This is a genomic window from Pseudomonas sp. AC070, from assembly GCF_979258635.1.
Genome location: NZ_OZ409871.1, coordinates 683,325 through 702,472, shown reverse-complemented (window position 1 = coordinate 702,472; position 19,148 = coordinate 683,325). Strand labels below are relative to the sequence as shown.

Annotated in this window: 18 protein-coding genes; 10 read left to right on the top strand and 8 right to left on the bottom strand. The window is 62.3% G+C overall.

Translation table 11 applies throughout. The features are described 5' to 3' along the window. Position 1: 1 nt before the first annotated feature. From ACZZ0Q_RS02995 to ACZZ0Q_RS02980, 4 genes are all read right to left on the bottom strand, one after another. Entirely contained in the window at positions 2-799 is a 798-nt protein-coding gene (locus tag ACZZ0Q_RS02995) for an ABC transporter permease (protein ID WP_463540130.1), read from the bottom strand. 157 nt (positions 800-956) lie between these two features. Continuing rightward, positions 957-1,766: an ABC transporter ATP-binding protein gene (locus ACZZ0Q_RS02990; protein ID WP_463540131.1), complete on the bottom strand. Its 810-nt coding sequence runs from the start codon at positions 1,764-1,766 to the stop codon at positions 957-959. Continuing rightward, on the bottom strand, positions 1,763-2,812 hold the full coding sequence (locus ACZZ0Q_RS02985) for an aromatic ring-hydroxylating dioxygenase subunit alpha (RefSeq protein ID WP_463540132.1): 1,050 nt from the start codon (positions 2,810-2,812) through the stop codon (positions 1,763-1,765). The genes ACZZ0Q_RS02990 and ACZZ0Q_RS02985 overlap by 4 nt, the downstream gene beginning before the upstream one ends. Positions 2,813-2,872: 60 nt before the next feature. After that, on the bottom strand, positions 2,873-3,871 hold the full coding sequence (locus ACZZ0Q_RS02980) for an ABC transporter substrate-binding protein (protein ID WP_463540133.1): 999 nt from the start codon (positions 3,869-3,871) through the stop codon (positions 2,873-2,875). 569 nt (positions 3,872-4,440) lie between these two features. Between ACZZ0Q_RS02980 and ACZZ0Q_RS02975 the strand changes: the two genes are divergently transcribed. The 9 genes from ACZZ0Q_RS02975 (at position 4,441) to ACZZ0Q_RS02935 (ending at position 14,365) form a co-directional block, all read left to right on the top strand. After that, the gene (locus ACZZ0Q_RS02975) at positions 4,441-5,106 is read left to right on the top strand and encodes a TetR/AcrR family transcriptional regulator (RefSeq protein ID WP_122493193.1); all 666 of its coding nucleotides are present in this window, start codon (positions 4,441-4,443) and stop codon (positions 5,104-5,106) included. Beyond that, entirely contained in the window at positions 5,106-5,705 is a 600-nt protein-coding gene (locus ACZZ0Q_RS02970) for an IMPACT family protein (RefSeq protein ID WP_463540134.1), read from the top strand. The genes ACZZ0Q_RS02975 and ACZZ0Q_RS02970 overlap by 1 nt, the downstream gene beginning before the upstream one ends. A 172-nt stretch (positions 5,706-5,877) precedes the next feature. Further along, positions 5,878-7,458, top strand: coding sequence for an ABC transporter ATP-binding protein (locus ACZZ0Q_RS02965; RefSeq protein WP_463540135.1), 1,581 nt, complete (start codon positions 5,878-5,880; stop codon positions 7,456-7,458). 12 nt (positions 7,459-7,470) lie between these two features. Further along, positions 7,471-8,568 carry an ABC transporter permease gene (locus ACZZ0Q_RS02960; protein WP_463560271.1) on the top strand — a complete coding sequence of 366 codons (1,098 nt, stop codon included), beginning with the start codon at positions 7,471-7,473 and terminating at the stop codon, positions 8,566-8,568. A 144-nt stretch (positions 8,569-8,712) separates the two neighbouring features. Continuing rightward, on the top strand, positions 8,713-9,639 hold the full coding sequence (locus ACZZ0Q_RS02955; protein WP_463540136.1) for an ABC transporter permease: 927 nt from the start codon (positions 8,713-8,715) through the stop codon (positions 9,637-9,639). A gap of 166 nt (positions 9,640-9,805) precedes the next feature. Continuing rightward, positions 9,806-11,161 carry an 8-oxoguanine deaminase gene (locus tag ACZZ0Q_RS02950; RefSeq protein ID WP_463540137.1) on the top strand — a complete coding sequence of 452 codons (1,356 nt, stop codon included), beginning with the start codon at positions 9,806-9,808 and terminating at the stop codon, positions 11,159-11,161. 197 nt (positions 11,162-11,358) lie between these two features. Beyond that, positions 11,359-12,441 (top strand): BMP family ABC transporter substrate-binding protein, encoded by a 1,083-nt coding sequence (locus ACZZ0Q_RS02945; RefSeq protein WP_463540138.1) that lies wholly within the window; start codon positions 11,359-11,361, stop codon positions 12,439-12,441. 133 nt (positions 12,442-12,574) lie between these two features. Beyond that, entirely contained in the window at positions 12,575-13,543 is a 969-nt protein-coding gene (locus tag ACZZ0Q_RS02940) for a 2-oxoglutarate and iron-dependent oxygenase domain-containing protein (RefSeq protein WP_463540139.1), read from the top strand. A 135-nt stretch (positions 13,544-13,678) separates the two neighbouring features. Then, positions 13,679-14,365: an SDR family oxidoreductase gene (locus tag ACZZ0Q_RS02935; protein WP_463540140.1), complete on the top strand. Its 687-nt coding sequence runs from the start codon at positions 13,679-13,681 to the stop codon at positions 14,363-14,365. Between the two features lie 114 nt (positions 14,366-14,479). Here ACZZ0Q_RS02935 and ACZZ0Q_RS02930 read toward each other — a convergent pair whose 3' ends face one another. Continuing rightward, positions 14,480-15,562 carry a calcium:cation antiporter gene (locus ACZZ0Q_RS02930; RefSeq protein ID WP_463540141.1) on the bottom strand — a complete coding sequence of 361 codons (1,083 nt, stop codon included), beginning with the start codon at positions 15,560-15,562 and terminating at the stop codon, positions 14,480-14,482. A gap of 135 nt (positions 15,563-15,697) precedes the next feature. On the opposite strand from ACZZ0Q_RS02930, the gene ACZZ0Q_RS02925 reads away from it, so the two are divergent. After that, a complete protein-coding gene (locus ACZZ0Q_RS02925) occupies positions 15,698-16,651 on the top strand; it encodes an adenosine deaminase (RefSeq protein ID WP_463540142.1) in 954 nt (317 codons plus the stop codon). Between the two features lie 136 nt (positions 16,652-16,787). On the opposite strand, the gene ACZZ0Q_RS02920 is transcribed toward ACZZ0Q_RS02925, so the two are convergent. From ACZZ0Q_RS02920 to ACZZ0Q_RS02910, 3 genes are read right to left on the bottom strand one after another with little or no spacing between them, the layout of a single operon-like run. Then, the gene (locus ACZZ0Q_RS02920) at positions 16,788-18,173 is read right to left on the bottom strand and encodes a PepSY-associated TM helix domain-containing protein (protein ID WP_463540143.1); all 1,386 of its coding nucleotides are present in this window, start codon (positions 18,171-18,173) and stop codon (positions 16,788-16,790) included. An 18-nt stretch (positions 18,174-18,191) separates the two neighbouring features. Then, positions 18,192-18,686, bottom strand: a complete 495-nt coding sequence (locus tag ACZZ0Q_RS02915) for a copper chaperone PCu(A)C (protein WP_463540144.1) — start codon at positions 18,684-18,686, stop codon at positions 18,192-18,194. Positions 18,687-18,734: 48 nt separating this feature from the next. Next, entirely contained in the window at positions 18,735-19,115 is a 381-nt protein-coding gene (locus tag ACZZ0Q_RS02910) for a DUF2946 domain-containing protein (protein ID WP_463560270.1), read from the bottom strand. Positions 19,116-19,148: the final 33 nt, after the last annotated feature.

The following is a 19,148-nucleotide window of genomic DNA, read 5'->3' as shown; positions in this document are numbered from 1 at the left end:
TTTAGCCCTGCTCACTTTCATGCCAATGCCCAAGGCTGTAGCGGGCCAACGCCGCCATCAGGCTGAACAGCAGCACACCGGTGAGGGCGATCAGAACCAGCGCCGCGAACAAGCGCGGAATGTTCAGTTGAAAGCCGGCCTGCAAAATCTGATACGCCAGCCCGGCGCTGGTGCCACCGGTGCCGGCGACAAACTCCGCCACCACCGCACCGATCAGCGCCAGGCCGCTGGCGATACGCAGCCCGCCGAAAAAATACGGCAAGGCACTGGGAATGCGCAGGCGCACCAGCGTCTGCCAGCGGCTCGCGCGGTTCAGGCGAAACAGATTGAGCAGCCCCGGGTTAACACTGCGCAGCCCCAGCACCGTGTTGGAAATCACCGGAAAGATCGCGACCAACGTGGCACAAATCACCAGCGCCAGCGTGGCGTTGCTGCACCAGATAATAATCAGCGGCGCGATGGCCACTACGGGCGTGACCTGCAACAGAATGGCGTAGGGAAACAGACTGGCCTCGATGATGCGGCTCTGCACAAACAGGAACGCCGCGAGCACGCCCAGTACCACGGCGAGGACAAACGACAGGAAGGTGATTTTCAGCGTCATCCATAACGCACCCAGCAGCATCGGGCCGTCGACGATCAGCGTGCGGCCGATGTCGGCGGGGCTGGGCACCAAGTAGACCGGCACCTTTAGGGCCACGCACAGCAGTTGCCAGACGCCGAGCAGTACGGCGCCTACCAACAGCGGGGCGAGGATGTTTTGCACGGAGGGGTTGGTTAGCCAGGGTTTGGTTTTCATGGGGTTTGTCCTGCCTGTGGGGTAACGATCAAAAGCGCCCTCACCCCCAGCCCCTCTCCCGTAAACGGGCGAGGGGAGACAAGCGGGATCGCGGTAAGATTCCCCTCTCCCGCGCGCGGGAGAGGGGCTAGGGGTGAGGGCAGCAGGCGACGCCGATTCAATGCCCGCCCTCCCCATTCGCTTCCACCAACAACGCCGACAACCGCGCGCACTGCTCGATAAACCCTGCCGACATGCGAAACGCCTCATCACGTTCCGCCGGCCCGTCGATGTTCACATCGGCGATCACCCGCCCCGGCCGCGCGCCCATGACCACCACGCGCGAGGACAAAAACACCGCTTCGTAAATGCTGTGGGTGACGAACACCACCGTCAGGTCGCGGCGCGACCAGAGCTGGCGCAGGTCGCTGTCCAGCCGGTTGCGGGTGAATTCGTCGAGCGCGCCGAAGGGTTCGTCCATCAGCAGCAAGTTGGGCTCGGTCGCCAGGGCACGGGCAATCGAGGCGCGCATTTGCATGCCGCCCGACAGCTCGCGCGGGTACACGCCGCCGAATTTACCCAGGCCCACCAACTCCAGCGCGGCCTGCACCCGAGGCTCGCTGTTGGCGCGGGGAATGCGCGCCAAATCGAGTGGCAGGCGCACGTTGTCAGCCACCTTCGCCCACGGCATCAAGGTGGCTTCCTGAAACACCATCGCCAGTTTTTGCTGGGCGCTGTCGGTGCCCACTTCGCCTTTGCCCCACCAGCGCACATGACCGGCCGACGGTTGCTCCAGCCCGGCGAACATTTTCAACAGGGTGCTCTTGCCGCAGCCCGACGGCCCCAGCAACGACACGAATTCGCCCCGGCCGATTTCCAGCTTCAGTTTCTGCAACGCGTGGGTGCCGTTGCCGTAGGTTTTCTCCACCTGATTGGCCAGCAGCACCGGTGGCTCTTCGCTCACGGGCAAGTTGAAGGCGGCGCTCATAGCGGCATGCCTGCGGGGCGGAACTGCTCTTCTTCGCCGTGCGCTTGCAGCAAGTCGAACAGCATCTTGCGCATGATCAGGCCCGGTTTGTCCGACTCCATATGAAACTCCACGCGCCGACGCGTATCGACGCAGGCGTCGTAGTCGGTGGCTTCGAGAATCTCTTTGTCTTCAAGGGTGATCGGCGCGTCCCAGGCAATCAGCTCTTCGGTGCTGCACGCCTCTTCGCTGTCGTTGCGGTACAGCCACTGCACCAGCTGAATGCGCTTGTCGTCGATGGGCGTGGCGCAGTTGTAGATGATGTGGTGCAGGCCGCTGTCCGGGTAGGTGCAGCCAAAGCGGCGCACGAACGGCAGGTGCCAGCGGTTGAACAGGTGACGCGTGGTGGTCGGTGCGTCGGTGCCCGTTACGCGGTGCCCGGCCGGTGGGTTGTTGATCGGCACAATGGTTTCGGCCTCGAAGCCCCACTCGTTTTGCTCAAGCAAATACTTCGACGGTTTGGGCTGGCTGAGCATGCCGAAGTTGGCTTTGTGCACAAAGCTGAAGTGCGAGTTATCGAACGAGTTCTCCATAAACCGCAGCGGGCTGGTTTGCCATTCTTCGTAAAACTGGAAGATGCGCCTGTACTGCGGCTGGCCTTCTTCGTCGAAGTGCGGAATGGGTTGCAGCGGCTCGCCCAGGCACACCCACACGTAGCCGTATTTTTCCTGGCAATGAAACGCATCAGTGCGCGCGCCAGCGGGTATCGGCGCGTTGTCGGCTTTCTGCGGAATGCACACGCAGGTGCCGCTGCCGTCGTAGCGCCAGCCGTGGTAGCCGCAGACGATCACGCCGTCATCGACCCAGCCTTTGGACAACTGCGCAGTGCGGTGGCAGCAGCGGTCGGCAAGCGCAACCGGGCCCATTTCGCCATCGGCCTTCTTGCCCATAAACAGCACCAAGCGTTCATTGAGCAGGGTGAACGGTTTCGGGCCGTCGGCAAGCATGCTCACGGGCATGAGTGCATACCAGAAGCGGCGCAGTACGGGTTGTTGAGTCACTAGCATGGCGGTTTCCTCATCGGATCTTTTAACGCCCGCGCTCTGCGGCGGGTCTGGAAAGATGAATTACTGCGCCGCCACGTCGGCGGCGGCCGGCAGCACCTTCAGGTCGCGGACGAAGCGGGTGTCGTAGGCTTTTTTCCAGTCGGCATCGGCGCTGAGCAGGTTGGCTTTCACCATGAAGTCACGGGTCGCCTGCCAGCGCGCGTCGGTCATGGTGCCGATGCCCTGGGTCTGCGCATCGCCGCCTTCTACCAGGCGATATTCCTTGAGCTTGGCCACGCCCCAGGCGAGCAATTCGTCGTTCATGCTCGGGTTGTCTTGCTTGATCAACTCGTTGGCGGCAGCGGGTTCGGCCAGGTAGCTTTTCCAGCCCTGCATGCTGGCTTTGACGAAACGCTGCAGCACTTCAGGGCGGCTGGCGATCACGTCCTGGCGGGTGACCAGCGTTGAGCCATAGGGCGGGTAACCGGCGTCGGCAAACAGGAAGAAATTGGCCTTCTCGCCAGCCTTTTGCGCCTGGAACAGTTCCGAGGTCGGGTAACCCTGCTGCGCGGTGTTGGGGTCGGCGAAGAACGGTTGCAGGTTGAAGGTGTAGGGGCGCGCCTGGGCGTCGCTGAAACCGTACTTGCCTTTAAGCCACGGCCACCAGGTGGTTTGCCCCGAGGTGGAGACAAGAATTTTTTTGTCTTTCAGGCCGTCCAGGCTGGTGACATCGGCGTGGGTCAGCATGCCCTGCGGGTCGCCCTGGAACGGCGCGCCGATAGCCACCACGGGCAGGCCCTGCTGCACGCTGGCGAGCACTTGCAGGTCGTAGTTGATGATCACGTCGGCCTGTTTGTTGAGCAGCAATTGCATGCCGTTCACCTGCGGACCGCCCATGCGGATTTCCACATCCAGGCCGTTCTCGGCATAAATGCCTTTGGCCTTGGCCTGGTAAAAACCGCCCTGCTCGGCCTGCGCGTACCACGAGGTCAGCAACACGATTTTGTCGGTGGCCTGCACGCTCAGGCTGAGCAGGATAGAAGCGGAGGCGACACATGCTTTCACGCAGAAGTGCTTCATGGTGGTGGTCTCTTTTACGGAGGGCACTGAGAAAGCCGCACCCAGCGCAACACGCGCCGGGCTGCGAAGGAAACCGGAGGCAATGCTGGAGCTGAAAAAGACACGGCAACGAGAGGCCGACAGGCGCAAACCTGTGGCGGGCGACGGCATTAGGAACTGGCAAAAACGGTTCATGGCTGACCTCTCTCTCGTCCGGGCAATCGCCAGGATCAAGCACCCGCAACCGGGTGTGCGGCCGGGGTGGCCGCAAGAGCAATGTCCTACGTCGAATGAACTGCCTCGACGCTAACCGCTTCTACTCGGGGAGGTCTTTGCAGAGGCTGTGCCAAGTTGTGGAAACGCCGATGCCAGCAGCCTTTGTTGACCATACGGACAGAACCGAGCGGCATCGGCACCGAACCGCGCGGCCACAAAACCGCGCACGGCAGCGGCGGCTGCGCACAACGACGGTGCACGCCCTGCACTGAAGGCGACATACACGGCTTTTTCTGCGACGCCCGCTTGTCAGTGTGCAGCCGCCTGGGTTATCAGTGCACAGGCTCCCCATCCTCAACGGTTCGGTTGTACTTATGAACTTCGAAGTCCCCGCGCACACCGCCAAAAACACCGGCAAACCGGCCGGGCGTATTCGCCAGAAAAACGAAGAAGCGATTCTGCTCGCCGCCGAGGAAGAGTTCGCTCGCCACGGTTTCAAAGGCACCAGCATGAACACCATCGCCCAGACCGTTGGCCTGCCCAAAGCCAACCTGCATTACTACTTCAGCAACAAGCTGGGGCTGTATTTGGCGGTGCTGAGCAACATTCTCGAATTGTGGGACAGCACGTTTAACAACCTCACCGCCGAAGACGATCCGGCGCAGGCGATGGCCGCGTACATTCGCGCCAAAATGGAATTCTCCCGGCGCCAACCGCTGGCCTCGAAGATTTTCGCCATGGAAGTGATAGGCGGTGGCGAGTGCCTGTCGGAGTACTTCAACCAGGATTACCTGACCTGGTTTCGCGGCCGCGCGGCCGTGTTCGAAGCCTGGATTGCGGCGGGCAAAATCGACCCGGTCGACCCGGTGCACTTGATCATTCTGCTGTGGAGCAGCACCCAGCATTACGCCGACTTCAACCAGCAAGTGTGCCGCCTCACCGGGCGCAAAAAACTCGCCAAGGAAGACTTCGCCGTAGCCACCGACACCCTGATTCACATCATCCTCAAAGGCTGCGGGCTGACGCCGCCAAGCGCCTGATGCCGTTCAGCCTGGCCCAGCCTTGCGAGTACCGCGAGGAAATCAAGAAAAGCCGTTTCCACACCTTGGCCGCGCCAGTCACCAGCACGGCCGAGGCGCAGGCGTTTATCGAACACCACAGCGACCCGGCCGCCACCCACAACTGCTGGGCCTGGAAAGTCGGCCAGCAATACCGCTTCAGCGACGACGGCGAACCGGGCGGCACCGCCGGCCGCCCGATTCTGGCCGCCATCGAAGGGCAAGACTGCGACAACGTGGTGGTGCTGGTGATTCGCTGGTACGGCGGCATCCAACTCGGCACCGGCGGCCTGGCCCGCGCCTACGGCGGCGGCGCGAGCAAATGCCTTCAAGCGGGCGAACGGGTGGAACTGGTCAGCCGCGTGAGCTGCGCCTGCCATTGCCAGTTTGCCGAGCTGCCGATTGTGAAAGCGCGGCTGGGGGAGTTGGAGGCGCTGTTGGAGAGCGAGGTGTATGACGGTGAGGGGGCGCAGGTGCAGATTGCGCTGCCTGAAGGGCGGGTTGGAGAGTTGCAGCGGGTGTTGGGGGATATTAGTCGTGGGCGGATTGTGTTGCGGCGCCTGGAAGAGCATCGCGGCTAATCGGAATGCCGCCCAACCGCTCCCACAGGCTGGCACAAAAACTGTGGGAGCGGCTTTAGCCGCGATGGGCCCACCACGGTCAACTTTTTAACACCACCACCCCAACTTTCTGACCCACTGGCCAAGTTTTTGCTTACACCTGACTCAGTCGTATCTTTTCGAGTCAGCCACCATGTCCAGTTCCCCTCCCACGCCCCGCCTGCAATTGCTCGGCATCACCAAGCGCTACCCCGGCTGCCTGGCCAACGACCGCATTGATCTGAGCATCGAGCCGGGGCATATCCATGCGCTGCTGGGCGAAAACGGTGCGGGCAAAAGCACGTTGATGAAGATCATCTACGGCGTCACCCAGCCCGACAGCGGCAGCATCGTCTGGCACGGTCAACCCCTGGCCATGCGCGATCCAGCCATGGCGCGCAGTCTGGGCATCGGCATGGTGTTCCAGCATTTCTCGCTGTTCGAAACCCTCACCGTGGCCGAGAACATTGCCCTGGCCATGGGCAGCGAGGCCGGCACGCCGAAGCAATTGGAGCCGCGCATTCGCGAGGTGTCGCAGCGCTATGGCATGGCGCTGGAGCCGCAGCGGCTGGTGCACAGTTTGTCCATCGGCGAGCGTCAGCGCGTGGAGATCGTTCGCTGCCTGATGCAAGACATCAAGCTGCTGATTCTCGACGAGCCCACCTCCGTGCTCACCCCGCAGGAAGCCGATGAACTCTTCGCCACCCTGCGCCGCCTGGCTGCCGAGGGCTGCAGCATTCTGTTTATCAGCCACAAACTCGGCGAAGTACGCGCGTTGTGCCAGAGCGCCACAGTGCTGCGCGGCGGCCAGGTGTCGGGGCATTGCGTGCCGGCCGAGTGTTCGGACCTGGAGCTGGCGAGGCTAATGGTCGGCGACGCTGAAGGGCTGGAAAGCGAGTACCCGAAAGTCAGCGGTGGGCGCGTGCGGCTGCGCGTCGATGACCTCAACTGGCACAACATTGATCCCTTCGGCACCTCGTTAAGCAGCCTGCGCCTGGACGTGCGCAGCGGTGAAATCGTCGGCATTGCGGGCGTGGCCGGCAATGGCCAGGACGAGTTGCTGGCCTTGCTCAGTGGCGAAGTGCGGCTGGCACGCGGCGAGCGCGAACGCATCAGCCTCGACGACCAGCCCATCGCCAACCTTTACCCCGACGCCCGCCGCCAGCGCGGGCTGGCCTTTGTGCCGGCCGAGCGCCTGGGCCATGGCGCGGTGCCGGATATGTCGTTGAGCGACAACGCCTTGCTCACCGCTTTTCAACAAGGGCTCGTGAGCAAGGGGCTGATTCAGCGCGCCAAGGTGCTGGCCTTTGCCGAGGCCATCATTCAGCGCTTCGCGGTAAAAACGCCGGACGCCGACGCCGCCGCGCGCAGCCTGTCGGGCGGCAATTTGCAGAAATTCATCCTCGGCCGGGAAATCATGCAGCAACCCAAATTGCTGGTCGCCGCGCACCCGACCTGGGGCGTGGACGTCGGCGCAGCGGCCGCCATTCACCGCGCCTTGATTGCCCTGCGCGATGCCGGCGCGGCGATTCTGGTGATCAGCGAAGACCTCGACGAACTGTTCCAGATCAGTGACCGCATCGGCGCGCTTTCGAGCGGCACGCTGTCGCCACTGGCCGCCACCGCCAGCACCACGCCTGCTGATGTCGGGCGCTGGATGGCCGGCCAATTCACGCCCCAGGCGCCGCATTTTTCCACCGACACCAGCGCCGCCAGCGCTGCCACCTTGAGCTGACGGAGCACTCGCATGTTGTTATCCCTGGAACCGCGCGGCCAGCAATCGCGCGCCATGCTCTGGCTGTCGCCACTGCTGGCCGCCGTGCTGACGCTGATCTGCGGCTCGCTGCTGTTTTTGCTGCTGGGGCTGAGCCCGGCTAAAACCCTGCACACGCTATTGATCGCGCCCGCTAGCGACTGGTACGGCGTGTCTGAATTGCTGGTCAAGGCGCTGCCGATTTTGCTCTGCGCGCTGGGCCTGGCCGTCGCCTACCAAGCGCGCATCTGGAACATCGGCGCCGAAGGCCAACTGCTGCTCGGCGCCTTGGCGGGCAGCGCGGTGGCGGTGCATATCATCGACTGGGAAAGCCGCTGGGCATTGGTCTGGGTGCTGCTCGCCGGCACCTTTGCCGGCGCCGCGTGGGGCGGGCTTACGGCGTGGTTGCGCACGCAGTTCAATGCCAACGAAATCCTCACCAGCATCATGCTCAACTACATCGCCCTGAACCTGTTGCTGTACTTCGTGCACGGCCCGCTGAAAGACCCCGAGGGCTACAACTTTCCGCAATCGGCCATGTTCGGCGACATGGCGCGCCTGCCGCTGCTGAGTGAAGACGGCCGTTTGCATGCCGGCATTTACTTCGCCCTGTTGGCACTGGTGGCGGTGTGGGTGCTGCTGCAAAAAAGCTTTCTGGGCTTTCAAATCAAAGTGCTTGGGCTGGACCGTCGCGCGGCCGGATTCGTTGGCTTTCGTGAGAAGCGCCTGGTCTGGTTTGCGCTGCTGGTCAGCGGCGCGCTCGCCGGCTTGGCGGGCGTCAGCGAAGTGGCCGGGCCGATTGGCCAACTGGTGCCGCAGGTGTCGCCGGGCTACGGCTATGCCGCCATCACCGTGGCGTTTCTCGGGCGCTTGAACCCGCTCGGCATCGTCTTCGCCAGCCTGCTGATGGCGCTGCTGTACATCGGTGGTGAGAGTGCGCAGCTGAGCCTGAACTTGCCTCAGGCGATCACCCAGTTGTTCCAGGGAATGATGCTGTTTTTCCTGCTGGCGTGTGATGTGTTGATTTTGTACCGGCCGCGGGTGAAGGCGGTTTGGAAGCGGCGGTTGGCGGTTAAAGCGGCGGCGGGCTGAACGTCCCCCTCACCCCAACCCTCTCCCACGAGGGGAGAGGGAGCCAGACCGCACGCGATTCGGCTCCCCTCACCCGCTTGCGGGAGAGGGGCTGGGGGAGAGGGCAAGCCGTTCGCCATTACATAATTTGCGGAGCAACACCCGATGGATCTCGACCTGTTAAGCAACATCCTTTTCGCCATGGCCCGCACCGGCACGCCGCTGCTGCTGGTGGCCCTGGGCGAACTCATTTGCGAGAAAAGTGGCGTTCTCAACCTTGGCCAGGAAGGCATGATGCTGTTCGGCGCGGTGATCGGTTTTATCGTCGCCTTCAGCACTGGCAGCCTGTGGCTCGGCGTGTTGCTGGCCATGGCGGCGGGCATGCTGTTGTCGACCTTGTTCGCCGCCGTAGCCCTGGGCTTTAACGCCAATCAGGTGGCCACCGGTTTGGCCTTGACCATCTTTGGCGTCGGCCTCTCCTCCTTCATCGGCGCCGCTTGGGTCGGCAAACCATTGGCCGGCTTCGAACCGCTGGTGATTCCGCTGCTCAGCGATATCCCGCTGATTGGCCGCATGCTCTTCGCCCAGGACGCCTTGATTTACCTGTCCTTCGCGCTGTTTGCGCTGGTGGCGTGGGTGCTGCTGAAAAGCCGCATCGGTTTAATCATCCAGGCCGTCGGCGAAAACCCCGACGCCGCCAGCGCCATGGGGTTGCCGGTGCTACGCGTGCGCACCCTGGCCGTGATGTTCGGCGGCGCCATGGCCGGGCTGGCGGGCGGCTATCTGTCCCTCGCCTACACGCCCATGTGGGCCGAAAACATGACCGCTGGCCGCGGCTGGATTGCCCTGGCGCTGGTGGTATTCGCCAGCTGGCGCGTATTGCGCGTATTGCTCGGCGCATACCTGTTTGGCCTGGCCAGCATTCTGCATTTGGTGGCGCAGGGCATTGGTTTGTCCGTGCCCTCGAACCTGCTGGCGATGCTGCCGTATGTCGCCACGATTGTGGTGCTGGTCCTGCTCTCGCGAGACGCCATCAAAACCCGCCTGTTTGCGCCAGTGTCGTTGGGCAAACCGTGGCAGCCTGGGCATTGAGTGGTTGAGCCGAAGGCTAAGCCCAACGAACCATCCACACACACGCCCTGTTGATCCTGACCACCCAGTTAGGTATTGTCGCCCCCACGCCTTACGGCTACCTGGATCAGCAGACAGGGCAACACTGAGCTGGCTACCTGAAATCAACCTCAAGGAGCCTGCTCACATGGCAGCTACCCGTCTCTGGATCAAAAATCCCCTCGCCGTTTTCACTGCTAATTCACTCGACGCCACTGGCGGTCTGGTGGTGGAAAACGGGGTTATCGCCGAAGTGCTCGGCACTGGCCAATCTCCTTCCCGCCCGTGTGATTCCACCTTCGATGCCCGCGAGCATGTGTTGCTGCCGGGCCTGATCAATACCCACCATCACTTCTATCAAACCCTCACCCGTGCCTGGGGCCCGGTGGTTAATCAGCCGCTGTTTCCGTGGCTGAAAACCTTGTACCCGGTGTGGGCGCGGTTGACGCCTGAGAAGCTGGCGCTGGCAACCAAGGTGGCGCTGGCCGAGTTGCTGTTGTCCGGTTGCAGCACGGCGGCCGATCACCATTACCTGTTCCCGGGTGGCCTGGAAAACGCCATTGATGTGCAGGTTGATGTGGTGCGCGAGCTGGGCATGCGCGCGATGCTTACGCGCGGTTCCATGAGCCTGGGCGAGGCCGATGGTGGCTTGCCGCCGCAGCAAACGGTGCAGGAAGGCGAGGTGATTCTGGCCGACAGCCAGCGCCTGATCGAGCAGTACCACGAGCGTGGCGATGGCGCGCACATTCAGATTGCCCTGGCGCCGTGCTCACCGTTTTCGGTCACCCAGGACATCATGCGCCAGAGCGCCGAACTGGCTGAGCGGCTGGACGTGCGCTTGCACACGCACCTGGCCGAAACGCTGGATGAAGAAGACTTCTGCCTGCAACGGTTCGGCCTGCGTACCGTGGATTACCTCGACAGCGTCGGCTGGCTCAGTTCACGCACGTGGCTCGCCCACGGCATTCACTTCAACCCGGACGAAATCGCCCGTCTCGGCGCGGCCGGCACCGGTATCTGCCATTGCCCAAGCTCGAACATGCGCCTGGCTTCGGGCATTTGCCCGACGGTGGACCTGGAAGCCGCCGGCGCGCCGATTGGTATTGGCGTGGACGGCTCGGCTTCGAACGATGGCTCGAACATGATTCTCGAAGCGCGTCAGGCGTTGTACATCCAACGCTTGCGTTATGGCGCTGAGAAAATCACGCCGGAGCTGGCGTTGGGTTGGGCGAGCAAAGGCTCGGCGAAATTGCTGGGCCGCACGGATATTGGCGAGCTGGCGGTGGGTAAACAGGCCGACCTGGCGTTTTTCAAGCAGGACGAACTGCGCTTCTCCGGCAGCCACGACCCGGTTTCCGCGTTGCTGTTGTGCGGCGCAGATCGAGCCGACCGCATGATGATCGGCGGCGAATGGCGTGTGGTGGATGGACAGATTGAAGGCCTGGATGTTGCCCAGCTGATCGCCGACCACCGCCAGGCTGCAAAAGCGTTAATCGCCGGATAACCCGGCCGTTGCACCACATCACAGCGCCCACGCGGCGCAACGCACCAACAGCGTTCTCTTGCTGCATGCCGGTAACCGCTGGCGCCCCGTTTCTACAAGGCGCCAGCGGTTATTTGTCCAGTTGGTCAATTTTTTGCAATTGCTCTCGCCAGCCATTCAAAAAAACAACGACACACATCACTGGAGCTCCATTCGCTATGCAGAACACATTTAAAAAGCCCCTGCTGCGGACCCTGATCGCCGCACTCGGTTTCAGCGCCACGTTGGGCGCTTCGGCCGCTGAACCGCTGAAGGTGGGGTTTGTTTATATCGGCCCGGTGGGCGATCACGGTTGGACTTATCAGCACGAGCAAGGCCGCAAGGCGATGGCCGAAGCTCTCGGCGACAAGGTCGATACCAGCTTTGTCGAAAACGTGCCCGAAGGCGCCGACGCCGAACGCGTGATCCGCAACATGGCCAAGGGCGGCTACAAGCTGATTTTCACCACCTCGTTCGGCTACATGAACCCGACGCTGAAAGTGGCCAAGCAATTCCCCGGCGTCACCTTTGAGCACGCCACCGGCTACAAGCAGGACAAGAACCTCGGCACTTACCTGGCGCGCACCTATGAAGGCCGTTATGTGGGCGGCTACCTCGCGGCGAAAATGACCAAGACCAAGAAGGTCGGCTACGTGGCATCGTTCCCGATTCCGGAAGTGATCCGCGACATCAACGCCATCCAACTGGCGCTGGACAAGTACAACCCCGGCACCGAAATGAAAGTGGTGTGGGTGAACTCCTGGTTCGATCCGGGCAAGGAATCCGACGCCGCCAACGCGCTGATCGACCAAGGCGTAGACGTGGTGTTCCAGCACACCGACAGCCCGGCGCCAATCCAGACCGCCGAACGTCGCGGTGTGTACTCGGTGGGCTACGCCTCCGACATGGCGCACTTCGGGCCGAAAGCGGTGCTGACGTCCATCGTCAACAACTGGGGCCCGCATTACATCAAGTCGACCCAAGCGGTGCTCGACGGCACGTGGAAATCGCAAGATTTCTGGGGCGGGCTGGCTGACGGCACCGTGGAACTGCCGATCAGCGACATCGTGCCGGCCGATGTAAAAACCGAGGCAGAAAAAATTATCGCGGACATCAAGTCCGGCGCCTTCCACCCGTTCACCGGCCCGATCAAAGACCAAACCGGCGCGGTAAAAATTCCGGCTGGCGTGGTCGCCACCGAAGCGGAACTGGCCTCGATGAATTACTACGTTGAAAACGTAAAGGCCGAACTACCTAAATAATTACACCCGTAAAACCGGGGCACCTTTGCGGTGCCCTTTTTGCATTTGCTATCCGTGCCGTCCCTGCTGAGTTGCTCAGCAGAACCGCCTCTTCGCTATGGGTACGAGAAGACCTGAGCAGCTTGGAGCCGACATGCCCAATTCCCTTCCCATTATCGACATTGCCCCGCTGTACCAACACGACGACGCCGGCTGGCTGAGCGTTGCCAAGCAGATCGATGCGGCCTGCCGCGAGTGGGGCTTTTTCTATATCAAGGGCCACCCGATCAGCGCGCAACGCATCGACGATTTGCTCAACGCGGCGAAGACGTTTTTCGCCAGCAGCGAAACTGACAAGCTGCGCATCGACATCACCCAGAGCGAGCACCATCGCGGCTACGGCGGCATCGCCACCGAGCAGCTCGACCCGACCAAGCCGAGCGATCTGAAAGAAACCTTCGACATGGGCTTTCACATGCCCGCCGACCACCCGGAAGTGCTCGCCGGCAAACCGCTGCGCGGCCCGAATCGCCACCCCGACCAGCCCGGTTGGGAAGCGTTGATGGAACAGCATTACGTCAACATGCAAGCGCTGGCGAAAACCTTGCTGCGGGCCATGACCATTGCGCTGGATATCGACCGCGACTTTTTCGACGTGCGCTTCGACGAGCCCATCAGCGTGCTGCGCATGATCCATTACCCGCCGCGCCACACCGCCAGCAGCGCCGAGCAACAGGGCGCCGGCGCGCACACCGATTACGGCTGCATCACCTTGCTGTACCAGGACGACGCTGGCGGCTTGCAGGTGCAAAACGTCAAGGGCGAATGGATTGACGCGCCGCCGATTGCCGGCACCTTTGTGGTCAACCTTGGCGACATGATGGCGCGCTGGAGCAACGACCGGTACAAGTCGACGCCACACCGGGTAATCAGCCCGCTGGGCGTGGATCGCTACTCGATGCCGTTCTTCGCCGAGCCGCACCCGGACACCGTGATCAGTTGCCTGCCGGGCTGCTCGGATGACAGCCATCCGCCGAAGTACCCGCCGGTGACCAGCGTGGCGTATTTGATGTCGCGGTTTGCCGATACGTACGCCTATATCCGCGAGCAGGAAGCGATGTAGCAAAAACTCGCGGCTAAAGCCGCTCCCACAGGAGCTAAACGTTACCTGTAGGAGAGGCTTTAGCCTCGAGCTTTTCAGCCGCCCCTCCGTCCCCCGGCTATGCTGTGCTCCCTACCCTTTCAACAGGAGCCGACCATGGCACAGACAAAATCCGCACTCATCATCGGCGCCTCGCGCGGCCTCGGGCTGGGCCTGGTACGCCAGCTGCACGCCGATGGCTGGCAGGTGACGGCCACCGTTCGCAGCCAGAATGGCGTCGATGCATTGCAGGCGCTGGCCGGGGTAAAGGTCGAGCAACTGGAGATGAACGACGGCGCGCAAGTAAGCGCGTTTCAGCAGCGCGTGGCGGGGCAGATGTTCGATCTGGTGTTTATCAACGCCGGCGTTTCCGGTCCGTCGCATCAGTCGGTTGAAGAAGCCACTGTCGAGGAGATCGGTCAGCTGTTTATGACCAACGCCATCGCCCCGATCCGCCTGGCGCAACGGCTGGTGGCGCAGATCAACAAGCCCGACGGCGTGCTCGCTTTTATGAGTTCGGTGCTGGGCAGCGTGGCCATTCCCGAGGGCAACAATATGGCGTTGTACAAGGCCAGCAAGGCGGCGCTGAATTCGATGACCAACAGTTTTGTGTGCGAGCTACAAAACGACGGGCTGACAGTGCTTTCAATGCACCCGGGCTGGGTGAAAACCGACATGGGCGGCGAAGGCGCAACACTGGATATCGAGACCAGTTGCAAAGGGATGGTGGCGCAAATCAACAAACAGGCCGGCGTGGGTGGGCATCGGTTTATTGATTACCAGGGCGAAGCGATTGCTTGGTAAGAGCCGCCCTCACCCCAACCCTCTCCCGTAGGGGGTCAAATCGCGCTAGAGGGGCGGACGGCGTTTGTCTCCCCTCGCCCGGCACGGGAGAGGGGCTGGGGGTGAGGGCGCGGTTTACAGGCCGATAAACGTCAGCATCAAAAACGTCGCAAACAACGCAAAGTGAGTCATGCCTTCAATGGCGTTGGTCTCGCCGTCGTTAAGGTTAATCGCCGCCACCACCAGGGTGATAAACACCATCATGGTTTGCACCGGTGTCATGGCCATGATGAACGGCTGACCGGTATACAGCGCGATGCCTTCCATCACCGGCACGGTGAGAATTACGGTCGACAGCGAAGCACCGAGTGCAATGTTCACCACCGACTGCATGCGGTTGGCCATGGCCGCGCGCAAGGCGGTGAGAATTTCCGGCGCGGCGGAAATACCGGCCACCAACAGCGCCGCCAACACGGGTGGCGCGCCGGTGCCCTCAAGGCCGAGGTCGAGGGTTTTCGACATCACTTCCGCCAAGGCACCAATCACCACCACGCCGACGATCAACAAACCAATCGACAACGACTTGCTCTCGCGCTCTTCTTCCTGAGCGTTGGCGCGGCGTTTTTCCGGGTAGCTGTAGCTGAAGAAGTAACTGTGCGGGCCGACCTGCATGCGCAGGAACAAGCCGTAGAGCATGACCATCATGACGATGGTGAACGCCGAATAGGCTTTCCACGAATGCTCCGGGACGAACTCCGGCACGATCATGGAAATGCCCATGGCGGTAAGGATCATCACGCTGTAGCTGCGCGCGGAGTCGTCGTTGTACGGCTGCTCGCCGTGCTTGAGGCCGCCCATCAAGGCGGCGAGGCCGAGGATGCCGTTGATGTCGAGCATCACCGCCGAATAAATGGTGTCGCGCACCAGGGTTGGCGACGCTTCGTTGCTCATCATGATGCCCAGCACTACCACTTCCACCAGCACGGCGGCCGAGGTGAGGATCATGGTGCCGTAGGGGTCGCCTACCCGGTGCGCCAGCAGCTCGGCGTGGTGCGCCACCCGCATCGAGGCGCAGATGATGGCCGCCACCAGCACCAATGCGCTGACCAGCGCGACGGCTTGCCCCGAATGCAGCAGCACATGCTCCAGCGGGTAGGCAATCGCCACCGCCAGGATGGCGATCAGCAGCATCTTTTCGTTCTTGAGGTGGGCAAGCATGGGATGTCGGCGCTCCGTGGCAACAAAATGTTTCGGCAGTCTACGTGGCCATCCGTTCAGAGAGAATCGCGCGCGGGATTCTGTCTTCACGGTCAGCTAAACTAGCCGGCATTTCCAACTGACAAGGTGCTCACCATGTACGACTGGCTCAACGCCCTGCCCAAAGCCGAATTGCACCTGCACCTGGAAGGCTCGCTGGAGCCGGAGTTGCTATTCACGTTGGCCGAGCGCAATAAAATTGCCCTGCCGTGGAACGACGTTGAAGCGCTGCGCAGCGCCTACGCGTTCAACAACCTGCAAGAGTTTCTCGACCTCTACTACCAAGGCGCTGATGTGCTGCGCACCGAGCAGGATTTTTACGACCTGACCTGGGCGTACCTGCAACGCTGCAAAGCGCAGAACGTGGTGCACACCGAACCCTTTTACGACCCGCAAACCCACACAGATCGTGGCATTCCTTTTGAAGTGGCGCTCAACGGCATCGCCACTGCGCTCAAAGATGGCCGAGAGCAACTGGGCGTGAATAGCGGTTTGATCTTGAGTTTTCTCCGTCACTTGCCCGAAGACGCCGCGCAGAAAACCCTCGACCAGGCGCTGCCGTTTCGCGACGCGTTTTTTGCCGTCGGCCTCGACAGCTCGGAGATGGGCCACCCGCCGAGCAAATTCCAGCGCGTGTTCGACCGTGCTCGCGGCGAAGGTTTCCTCACCGTGGCGCACGCCGGCGAAGAAGGCCCGCCCGAGTACATTTGGGAAGCGCTGGATCTGCTGAAAATCAGCCGCATCGACCACGGCGTACGCGCCAGCGAAGACCCGCGCTTGATGCAACGAATCATCGACGAACAAATTCCGCTGACCGTGTGCCCGCTGTCCAACACCAAGCTTTGCGTGTTCGACCACATGGGCCAGCACAACATTCTCGACATGCTCGAACAGGGCGTGAAAGTGACGGTGAACTCGGATGACCCGGCGTACTTCGGCGGCTACGTGACCGAGAACTTCATGGCGCTGCACGAGCACCTGGGCATGACTCAGGAGCAGGCGCAGCGGCTGGCGCAGAATAGTTTGGATGCGCGGTTGGTGAAGGGTTGAGCCTTTAGATCGGCGGGGGACCTCCCCCCTCTCCCTAGCCCTCTCCCTCAGGGAGAGGGGACGAAAAGCCAAAGCGCTGCGCTGATCGGCTCCCCTCGCCCGCGCGCGGGAGAGGGGCTGGGGGAGAGGGCAAGGCCTACGCGGTCTGCATAGGTTTGACTCGCGAAACCACCAACCAATCCAGCACCCCAATCACCACCAGCGACATCCCCACCAGCGGAAACGCCACGCCCAACGCGATGATGATCACCACCGCCGTCTTCCACAGCGGCAAGTCATGGCGCAGCGGCGGAACCCCAAGCTGGCCTTGTGGCCGACGCTTCCACCAGATCATCAGACCACTCACCGAGCTGAGCAAAATCAGCAGGCACACGGCCAACATAAACAGCTGATTGGCCAGGCCGAACAGTTTGCCTTCGTGCAGCATCACCCCGGTTTCCACGCTTTTGGCCACCAGGTTGTAGTGCTGCCAGCGCACGTCGGCGAGCACCTTGCCGCTGTATTGGTCGATGTGCAGGGTGGCGTCGTTGCGCGGGTCGTCGGCGAAGACCGCGATGGTGTAAACGCCCTCTGCGCCCTGCGGCAGGGTGATGCTGTAGCCGGGCGTTACGCCGTTGGCTTCGGCGATGTCGACCACCTGTTGTAACGGGATCTGGCCGCTGGCGGCGGGCGCCATGTCGGCCATGTGGTGGCCGTTGTGCGCCGCATGGGGATCGACAGCCGGCGCCTTGGAGGCTGGCAGCGGTGTGTTCTCCACGGCCCAGGGCACGGTCTGTGAATCGCGTGTGTTGAGGCTGCGGGCTTCGGCGCCGGACTTGGGCACGTCGTTCCACATGGCGGCCGGAAACTGGTTCCACACATCAGCGAAGCTTTTGCCCCAGAAGCCGGTCCACGTCATGCCGGTGAGCAGCATAAACAGCAAAAGCAGTGAACCCCAGAAACCGGTCACCGCGTGCACGTCGCGCCAGAACAAACGCCCCCGCGCGGCCATGCGTGGCCATAACACGCCCGCGCCCCAGCGACCACGCGGCCACCATAGGTACAGGCCCGACACCACCAGCACCACGCCCCACCCGGCGGCCAATTCCACCAGCCGGTCGCCGACGGTGCCGATCATCAACTCGCCATGCAACGCGCGGGCGATGGCTTGCAGGTTGTTCTGCGCGTCCTGGCTGCCGAGCACCGTGCCGCTGTACGGATCGACAAACAGATTGAGCTTGCGCCCCGCCTCGGTCACCACGAACTGCGCGCTGTGGCGTTCGTCCACAGGCGGCAGGTACTGGCTCACGGCAGCTTGGGGATACTCCGCCTGCACCCGCGCCAGTTGCGCTTCGGCGCTCAGGCGTTGGCCAATCGGATTGACTTCCAGCAGCTCGGTGTACATCAGGCTGTCGAGCTGCGGTTTGAACAGATAAATGATGCCCGTCAGCGACAGCATCACCATGAACGGAATGACAAACAGACCGGCGTAGAAATGCCATCGCCAGGCCTGGTTATAGAACGACACAGGCGCCTTGCTCATACGTTTTCCCCCGGCGTGTTAGTTGCTGTGCTCAGGCATGTCGTGCTTGGACATGTCGTGCTGCGCCGGCGGTGCATCTTTTTGCACGGCCACTTGCACGGTCACTTCGCCCGCCTTTTCAAACGTCAAGGTCAGGGGAAAACGCTCGCCGTCTTTGAGCGGTTGTTTCAGGTTGAACAGCATCACGTGGTAGGCCATGGGCGCGAAGGTCGCTTCGCCGCCAGCCGGCACGGTGACGAATTGCACCTGCTGCATTTTCATCAGACCGTTCTGGTCGATGTGCTCGTGCATCTCGGCTTTGCCGGCCGCGGGCGTTGAAACCGACAGCAGGCGATCGGCGCTGGCGCCTTTGTTGTGCACGATGAAATAAGCCGCCGCCGTGGGCGCGCCCGGCGGCATTTCGCGCGACCACGGATGATCGATATGCAGCTCGCCCACTTCGTACTCGTGGGCCATGGCAGCAAACGGCACGCTCAGCAGCGCGCTCAGAAACAGGGACTTGAACAGGGTCATCGCACTTCTCCAAAAAATGAACACAGGGTTACCAGCAGAACCGCATGTTCAGAGCGGGGAAGCGCGGGGGTTGGCCGAGGGCCATAAGTAACGGGGCGGCGCTTTGCTGCGCGGCTCCCAGGTCGGGAGGCGGTCGCGGCGCGGGCGCAGCAGCCAGCTCAGGCAGAACAGCAGCGCCAGGCCGAGGCTGATGGCGCCGCAGAGGGGACAGTTAAACGACGGGGTGGCGCTGTCGTCGTTGATCGAGCCGCTGCCCGAATCCAGCGTCGGGCCGGCGCCGTTGTCGGCCGAGCAGAAGGCGCCGCCCAGACCATTCAAGCTCAAGCCCATCATCTGCCCATGGCCAATGCCGCAGGCGAGCACGTTGAACAGCACGCTGAAATACAGCAGCCAGGCAACGAGTGAGCGATGGGAGGGGGAGGCGATCATGGCGCGCGACTCTACCAGCGCGCGGCGCGATGA

Excerpts from the sequence above, each read along its gene's own strand:
- ACZZ0Q_RS02960 (WP_463560271.1), top strand. The coding sequence starts at position 7,471 with ATGTTGTTATCCCTGGAACCGCGCGGCCAGCAATCGCGCGCCATGCTC.
- ACZZ0Q_RS02915 (WP_463540144.1), bottom strand. The coding sequence starts at position 18,686 with ATGACCCTGTTCAAGTCCCTGTTTCTGAGCGCGCTGCTGAGCGTGCCG.
- ACZZ0Q_RS02940 (WP_463540139.1), top strand. The coding sequence starts at position 12,575 with ATGCCCAATTCCCTTCCCATTATCGACATTGCCCCGCTGTACCAACAC.
- ACZZ0Q_RS02970 (WP_463540134.1), top strand. The coding sequence starts at position 5,106 with ATGCCGTTCAGCCTGGCCCAGCCTTGCGAGTACCGCGAGGAAATCAAG.
- ACZZ0Q_RS02975 (WP_122493193.1), top strand. The coding sequence starts at position 4,441 with ATGAACTTCGAAGTCCCCGCGCACACCGCCAAAAACACCGGCAAACCG.
- ACZZ0Q_RS02950 (WP_463540137.1), top strand. The coding sequence starts at position 9,806 with ATGGCAGCTACCCGTCTCTGGATCAAAAATCCCCTCGCCGTTTTCACT.
- ACZZ0Q_RS02990 (WP_463540131.1), bottom strand. The coding sequence starts at position 1,766 with ATGAGCGCCGCCTTCAACTTGCCCGTGAGCGAAGAGCCACCGGTGCTG.
- ACZZ0Q_RS02965 (WP_463540135.1), top strand. The coding sequence starts at position 5,878 with ATGTCCAGTTCCCCTCCCACGCCCCGCCTGCAATTGCTCGGCATCACC.
- ACZZ0Q_RS02995 (WP_463540130.1), bottom strand. The coding sequence starts at position 799 with ATGAAAACCAAACCCTGGCTAACCAACCCCTCCGTGCAAAACATCCTC.
- ACZZ0Q_RS02910 (WP_463560270.1), bottom strand. The coding sequence starts at position 19,115 with ATGATCGCCTCCCCCTCCCATCGCTCACTCGTTGCCTGGCTGCTGTAT.
- ACZZ0Q_RS02985 (WP_463540132.1), bottom strand. The coding sequence starts at position 2,812 with ATGCTAGTGACTCAACAACCCGTACTGCGCCGCTTCTGGTATGCACTC.
- ACZZ0Q_RS02920 (WP_463540143.1), bottom strand. The coding sequence starts at position 18,173 with ATGAGCAAGGCGCCTGTGTCGTTCTATAACCAGGCCTGGCGATGGCAT.
- ACZZ0Q_RS02930 (WP_463540141.1), bottom strand. The coding sequence starts at position 15,562 with ATGCTTGCCCACCTCAAGAACGAAAAGATGCTGCTGATCGCCATCCTG.
- ACZZ0Q_RS02935 (WP_463540140.1), top strand. The coding sequence starts at position 13,679 with ATGGCACAGACAAAATCCGCACTCATCATCGGCGCCTCGCGCGGCCTC.
- ACZZ0Q_RS02925 (WP_463540142.1), top strand. The coding sequence starts at position 15,698 with ATGTACGACTGGCTCAACGCCCTGCCCAAAGCCGAATTGCACCTGCAC.
- ACZZ0Q_RS02955 (WP_463540136.1), top strand. The coding sequence starts at position 8,713 with ATGGATCTCGACCTGTTAAGCAACATCCTTTTCGCCATGGCCCGCACC.
- ACZZ0Q_RS02945 (WP_463540138.1), top strand. The coding sequence starts at position 11,359 with ATGCAGAACACATTTAAAAAGCCCCTGCTGCGGACCCTGATCGCCGCA.
- ACZZ0Q_RS02980 (WP_463540133.1), bottom strand. The coding sequence starts at position 3,871 with ATGAAGCACTTCTGCGTGAAAGCATGTGTCGCCTCCGCTTCTATCCTG.